Source organism: Methylocystis sp., from assembly GCF_046349115.1.
Lineage (GTDB): Bacteria > Pseudomonadota > Alphaproteobacteria > Rhizobiales > Beijerinckiaceae > Methylocystis.
In genome coordinates this window covers 278,172-284,498 of record NZ_JAXMCX010000004.1, presented here as the reverse complement: position 1 = coordinate 284,498, position 6,327 = coordinate 278,172, and the positions used below count along the sequence as shown (strand labels likewise).

Genomic DNA, 6,327 nt, shown 5'->3' with positions numbered 1-6,327 from the left:
GAGAGGATTCGAACCTCCGACCCCCTCGTCCCGAACGAGGTGCGCTACCAGGCTGCGCTACACTCCGATTGAAACGGCCGAAAGCCGCTTTCGGGCCGCTTATAGCCACAGGCGCTTTGCGCCGCAACTGCTCTTTCTGTCAGGTCTTCGCTAGGAAGTTGCGATTCCGACCGTTTGACATTGAACTTGACTCGGCAGGGAGGCATGGCTTGCGTGCGTTGGTTATCCCCATTAGTCACGCACAAATGGTGCCGTCCTTACTCATGGGAGCGGTCGGAGTTGAACAAGGTTTAGGTGCACAATGCCCTCGCAGGTGCGGTATCCAAATATCTCATTCATTACGGCTCGCAGCGATCCTGGAGACGTAATCGGAAGGGAAAACCAGCTTCCTTGGCATCTGCGTTCAGATTTGAAGCGGTTCAAAACCCTGACGACCGGCCACGCAGTTATCATGGGGCGCAAAACGTTCGACTCCATTGGCAAAATTTTGCCAAATAGAATCAATATTGTCATGTCTAGAGATCTTGCTGCAAACAGTGAAGATAGTATTCTTGTCCAACAAAACGAATCTCTAATTTTTGCTTCGGACCAAGATTCAGCTCTATTTGCAGCTGATCTATTTTCTATCGTGAATGATAGACACGATATATTTATTATTGGAGGAGAGAATGTGTATTCTACTTTTGAGAATCAGGTAAATGTTGTGCATCTAACCCTTGTATTTGCAGATGTTAAAGGGGACGCCTATTTTAGGATGAGATTTCCTTCTAAAGAGTGGAAAATAAAGGATGAAATCGACTATCCAAAAACAGACTTTGATGAGTATCCTTCGCGATATGTGATTTATGAGCGGAAAAAAAGACACTATCGTTACCGATATTTGCGACAATTCTACACCGATAAATTGTCTAAAGTGGAGTGGGTTTCCAAGCTAGTGCGAGCGCATAAAGAGAAGATCGATAATTACGAGCATCAGTTTCAACAGGTGCTGGATTTTTGAAAGCTTACGTTGATCTTTTCGTGAGTGCCTACACCGCGATCGGCGCGGCGATCGCCGGCCAGGAGTCGTAGTTTTCGACGCTCACGTCTTCATACCGAAAGTCGAAGAGCGAACGCACGGCGGGATTAAGCTTTAGGCGGGGCAGGGGCTTTGGTTCGCGGGAGAGCTGCAGGCGCGCCTGTTCGACATGATTGAGATAGAGGTGAACGTCGCCGAAGCTGTGGATGAAGTCGCCGGGAACGCAGCCCGTGACCTGCGCGACCATATGGGTGAGCAGCGCATAGCTCGCGATATTGAAGGGCACGCCGAGGAAGACGTCGGCCGAGCGCTGATAGAGCTGGCAGGAGAGCCGCTTCCCGCCGCCGACCTCCGCGACATGGAACTGAAACAGGCAGTGGCAGGGCGGCAGCGCCATCCTGTCGACCGCGGCCGGATTCCACGCCGAGACGATCAGCCGCCGCGAAAAGGGATTGCGCCTGATCTCCTCGACGACATTGGCGAGTTGGTCGATCTCGCCGCCATTCGCCGGCCAGCGGCGCCATTGCGCGCCATAGACCGGGCCGAGTTCGCCGTCTTCATCGGCCCATTCGTCCCAGATGGTGACGCCGTTCTCGCGCAGATAAGCGACGTTGGTCTCGCCCCTCAGGAACCACAGCAGTTCGTGGATCACCGATTTCAGATGCACGCGCTTGGTCGTCACCAGCGGAAAGCCTCGCGACAGGTCGAAGCGCATCTGATGCCCGAACAGCGACAGCGTGCCGACGCCAGTGCGATCGTCCTTGCGCAGGCCCTCGCGCAGGATTTTATCGAGAAGGTCGAGATATTGACGCATCTCGCCGGATTAATCCGCTTTCGCGCCGGAGGCGAGCCCAGATCGCGGCGATCGACGCCGCGCCGCCCGCACGCCGCCCAATTAACAATCGCAGCCCGGCGGGCGAACCGCTAGATCACGCTGCGTTTAGGCGGAATCGCCTAAACGCAGAGCACGTGATCGATTCCTATAGTTTAGAGCGCGCTCTACGCGAAAAACCGGTTCCCACTTTTTCGCAGCGCGCTCTAGGCGCCCGTTCCGCGCCACGCCGGAAAGCCTCGCTTCGGCGATCCGAAATGGCGTCGCGGCGGGTTGGACTGCGGCCAAAATCGCTTCGACGCGCCCGGCGACTTGGGGCGGAGATCATGTTACCGAACTGTCATAAAATATTCGTCATAGCGTAACAATTCTCTGCTCCCGCCTCTATTATATCTGGAATTTCCATATAAGATTTCGGGTCTGAGCTTGGGCTCTGGCTTAAAATGGAGTGTCGGCGAATGAAAATGCTCCTCGCATTGGCGGTTGTTCTCGCCTCGGTCGCGGCAAGCGACTACGCGCTCGCGGGCGGTTCGGACTACAACACCGAGAACCGGGATCAGTACGACAGCCACATCTGGCACGGGCGCTGAGTCCGCATCTAACCGAATCGGCGGGCGTCCAGCCGTCGTGAGCGACGGACGCCCGACGCCGTCGGAGCGCAGGAAAACCAAGTCGGCTTACGCTCCTCAGCCTCTCCCACAGTCCTCATCAGTTGCGGTTGATCGCGGCCAAGGCTTTGCGCCGAGGCGCAGGGGCGCCTATATATTCGCCGCCGGGGGAGCGTCGCTCTCCGCATATTGAGGACAAAAGACAATGTCGCGTTTCTTCGCGTTTAAGCGCGGATCGCTGATTTCTCTCGCCCTTGCGGCGCTGCTGGCGCTTGCGCCCGCCGTGGCGGAGGCGCGGATGGGCGGCGGCGGCAGCTTCGGCAGCCGCGGCTCGCGCAGCTGGTCGGCGCCGCCTTCGACCCGCACCATGCCGGGAACGGCGTCGCCTTTCGAGCGCAGCGTCACGCCGCGGCCTTCGCCCGGCATGGCCGGCCCGATGTCTCAGCCCGGCGGCGTCTTTGGCGGCGGCTTCGGCCGCGGGCTTCTTGGCGGACTCGCCGGCGGCCTGCTCGGCGCGGGCCTCTTCGGCCTGCTGACCGGCCATGGCTTGTTCGGCGGCATGATGGGCTTCGCCTCGGTCATCGGCCTGCTGCTGCAGATCGCTCTGCTCGTGTTCCTGGCGCGGCTGGCCTTCAACTGGTTCACGCGCCGCAACGCCGATGTGATGGCCGGCGCCGGCCATCGTCCGAGCCCGGGCTTTAATTCGCCCTTCGCGGCGCGCGCGCCCTTCGGGGCGGCGGGCTTCGGCTCGGGCGCCGCGCCGGAAGCGGCGATGGCGAGGCCGATCAAGCTCGCGGCGGAGGACTTCAACGCCTTCGAACGCTTGCTCGGCGAAACCCAGGCGGCCTACAGCCGCGAGGACATTGGCGCGCTGCGCGGCATGTCCACGCCGGAAATGGCCTCCTATTTCGACGACGAATTGGAGGAGAACCGGCGCAAGGGCGTCGTCAACCGCGTCTCGGACGTGAAGCTCCTGCAGGGCGATCTCTCCGAGGCGTGGCGCGAAGGCGTCGACGAATACGCCACGGTCGCCATGCGCTTCTCGCTCAAGGACGAGATGCTGGATCGCGCCACCAATCGGCCGGCGCCCGGCTGGGAGGGGCAGTCGGAAACCACCGAGGCCTGGACCTTCCGCCGGCCCTCCGGCGCCGGCGCCCAAGAATGGAAACTGTCGGCGATCCAACAGGCGGCGTAAGCTTCCGCATCGACTGGGAACTTTGGCCCCTCCCCGAAAGGGAGGGGTCTTTCGTGCAGGCGGGACGAAAACTTTGAAGCGCGCGCCCGCCATGACGAAAGACGCTTCGGCGCTGCCGATCGACGAGGCGCTGCCGGCGATCCGCACGGCTCTGGCGGCGCAAAGCAATCTCGTCATCGTCGCGCCGCCCGGCGCCGGCAAAACGACGCGCGTGCCGATCGAACTGCTCGGCGCCGACTGGGCCAAGGGCGGCAAGCTCATTCTATTGGAGCCGCGCCGTCTCGCCGCCCGCGCCGCCGCGAGCCGCATGGCGGCGACGCTCGGCGAGAGCGTCGGTGAAACCATCGGCCTGCGCATGCGGCTTGAATCGAAAATCTCGGCGCGAACCCGAGTCGAGGTCGTCACCGAGGGCGTCTTCGCGCGGATGATTCTCGACGACCCGGCGCTTGAGGGCGTCGCCGGCGTATTGTTCGACGAATATCACGAGCGCTCGCTCGACGCCGATCTCGGATCGGCGCTGGCGCTCGACGCGCAGGCGGGGTTGCGCGACGATTTGCGGCTCATCGCCATGTCGGCGACTCTCGACGGCGCGCGCGTCGCCGCCCTGATGGGCGCGCCGATCATCGAAAGCGCGGGACGCGCCTTTCCTGTCGAGACGCGCTACCTCGGACGCGACGCCGACGCGCGCATCGAGGACGCGATGACGCGCGCGATAATTCGAGCGCTGCGCGAGGAAGGAGGCTCGATTCTCGGCTTTTTGCCGGGGCAGGGCGAGATCATGCGCGTCGCCTCGCGCCTCGCCGATTCCCGCCTGCCGGACAATGTCGACATCGCGCCGCTCTATGGCGCGCTCGACCGCAGCGAGCAGGACTGGGCGATCGCGCCGTCGCCGCCGGGCCGTCGAAAAATCGTGCTCGCCACATCGATCGCGGAAACTTCGCTCACCATCGACGGCGTGCGCGTCGTCGTCGATTGCGGGCTCGCGCGCGTGCAGCGCTTCGAGCCTGATCTCGGACTGTCGCGGCTTGAAACGGTGCGCGCCGCGCGGGCCAGCGTCGATCAGCGCCGCGGCCGCGCCGGCCGCACCGAGCCGGGCGTCTGCTATCGCCTGTGGGACGAGCCGCAGACTGCGTCGCTGCCCGCCTTCGCCGCGCCCGAAATTCTCGACGCCGATCTCTCCGGACTGGCGCTCGATCTCGCCGCCTGGGGGGTGAGCGATCCGGGGCGGCTCAACTGGCTCGATCCGCCGCCGACGCCCGCCTGGAAGGAGGCGGTCGCGCTCGACCGCGAACTCGGCGCGCTCGACGACGACGGGAGGCTCACCGATATTGGTCGGGCGATGCGCGCGCTGCCGCTCGCGCCGCGGCTGGCGCGGATGGTGGTCGAGGCGGCGCGAGGCGACGAGGCGAAGCGCGCCGCCGAACTCGCGATGCTACTGTCCGAACGCGGCCTCGGCGGCAATGATGCCGACTTGGCGCATCGGCTCGATCGCCTGCAGGGCGAAAGGTCGAAGCGCGCCGGCGACGCGCTGCGCCTCGCGGCGCAATGGGCGAGGCTGGCGGACGGCGCGACGCCCCCACCCCAACCTTCCCCCGCTGGCGCGGGAGAGGGAGCAGGCGCCGCTCTTCAGTTCGCGAATGGCCGATCATTGGCGTCCCCTCTCCCGCGAAGCGGGGGAGGGACAGGGAGGGGGCTCTTCACCGAAGGCGCGCTGATCGCGCTGGCCTATCCCGACCGCATCGCCAAATCGCGCGGCGCGCACGGCGAATTCCTAATGGCGAATGGCCGCGCTGCGACATTGCCCATCGAAGACCCATTGTCGCGCGCGGCTTTTCTTGCCGTCGCCGAACTCACCGGCCGGGCGGCGCAGGCGCGCATTCTCGCCGCTTGCGCCCTCACCGCCGAAGAGGTCGAGGCGATCGCCGGGGATCGCATCGAGACTCGCGACGAAACGATTTTTGACGCGGCGAGCGCCAGCCTGCGGCGGCGCGCCTTCCGACGTCTTGGCGCCATACGACTCTCCGAGCGCAATCTCGCTGCGGAGGCGTCTGAAGAAAACGCACGGATGCTGGCGCGCGGCGTCGCCGGCCTCGGCCTGGCGCGCCTGCCATGGACGAAGGCGCAGATTCAGCGGCGCGACCGCGTCGCTTTTCTGCGCCGCGCCGACGGCGATGAATGGGCCGATCTTTCGAACGCCGCTCTGGCGGCAAGCGCCGAGGACTGGCTTGCGCCGTTCATCGTCGGACGCGCGTCGCTTGCGGAGATTACGGCCGACGATCTTGAAGCGGCGCTTGCGCAGCTTCTCCCCTACGAAATGGCGCGCAGGCTCGACATCGAAGCGCCCGCTTTTTTCGAGACGCCCGCCGGCGCGCGGCATGCGCTCGACTATTCGACCGAGAACGGGCCGATCCTCGCCGTGCGCGTGCAGGAGCTTTACGGACTCTCACGCCATCCGACGCTGGCGCGCGGTCGCGCGGCCTTGACGCTGGAACTGTTGTCTCCCGCGCATCGGCCGATCCAGACCACGCGCGATCTGCCGAGCTTCTGGAAAGGCTCGTGGAACGAGGTGAAGAAGGAGATGAAAGGGCGCTACCCGCGCCATCTCTGGCCGGACGATCCCGCCGCCGCCCAGCCGACGACCCGCGCCAAGCCGCGGGGCCAATAGGCGGCGCGT

The 6,327-nt window shown here is 64.0% G+C and carries 5 protein-coding genes and 1 tRNA gene; 4 read left to right on the top strand and 2 right to left on the bottom strand.

Annotated features, from left to right (window positions below):
* Positions 1-59 (bottom strand) — tRNA-Pro (locus U1E20_RS13235).
* Between the two features lie 242 nt (positions 60-301).
* On the opposite strand from U1E20_RS13235, the gene U1E20_RS13230 reads away from it, so the two are divergent.
* Positions 302-1,000, top strand: coding sequence for a dihydrofolate reductase (locus U1E20_RS13230; protein WP_409981082.1), 699 nt, complete (start codon positions 302-304; stop codon positions 998-1,000).
* Between the two features lie 28 nt (positions 1,001-1,028).
* Here U1E20_RS13230 and U1E20_RS13225 read toward each other — a convergent pair whose 3' ends face one another.
* The gene (locus U1E20_RS13225; protein ID WP_409981081.1) at positions 1,029-1,832 is read right to left on the bottom strand and encodes a thymidylate synthase; all 804 of its coding nucleotides are present in this window, start codon (positions 1,830-1,832) and stop codon (positions 1,029-1,031) included.
* 476 nt (positions 1,833-2,308) lie between these two features.
* Here U1E20_RS13225 and U1E20_RS13220 point away from each other — a divergent pair, with 476 nt between their 5' ends.
* The 3 genes from U1E20_RS13220 (at position 2,309) to hrpB (ending at position 6,318) form a co-directional block, all read left to right on the top strand.
* A complete protein-coding gene (locus U1E20_RS13220; protein WP_409981080.1) occupies positions 2,309-2,440 on the top strand; it encodes a hypothetical protein in 132 nt (43 codons plus the stop codon).
* Positions 2,441-2,663: 223 nt separating this feature from the next.
* Positions 2,664-3,653, top strand: a complete 990-nt coding sequence (locus U1E20_RS13215) for a TIM44-like domain-containing protein (RefSeq protein WP_409981079.1) — start codon at positions 2,664-2,666, stop codon at positions 3,651-3,653.
* A gap of 91 nt (positions 3,654-3,744) precedes the next feature.
* Positions 3,745-6,318 (top strand): ATP-dependent helicase HrpB, encoded by a 2,574-nt coding sequence (gene hrpB / locus U1E20_RS13210; RefSeq protein WP_409981078.1) that lies wholly within the window; start codon positions 3,745-3,747, stop codon positions 6,316-6,318.
* Positions 6,319-6,327: the final 9 nt, after the last annotated feature.

Bases quoted from the DNA above. Each gene is read 5' to 3' on its own strand.
- U1E20_RS13215 (WP_409981079.1), top strand. From the start codon at position 2,664: ATGTCGCGTTTCTTCGCGTTTAAGCGCGGATCGCTGATTTCTCTCGCC.
- U1E20_RS13220 (WP_409981080.1), top strand. From the start codon at position 2,309: ATGAAAATGCTCCTCGCATTGGCGGTTGTTCTCGCCTCGGTCGCGGCA.
- hrpB (WP_409981078.1), top strand. From the start codon at position 3,745: ATGACGAAAGACGCTTCGGCGCTGCCGATCGACGAGGCGCTGCCGGCG.
- U1E20_RS13230 (WP_409981082.1), top strand. From the start codon at position 302: ATGCCCTCGCAGGTGCGGTATCCAAATATCTCATTCATTACGGCTCGC.
- U1E20_RS13225 (WP_409981081.1), bottom strand. From the start codon at position 1,832: ATGCGTCAATATCTCGACCTTCTCGATAAAATCCTGCGCGAGGGCCTG.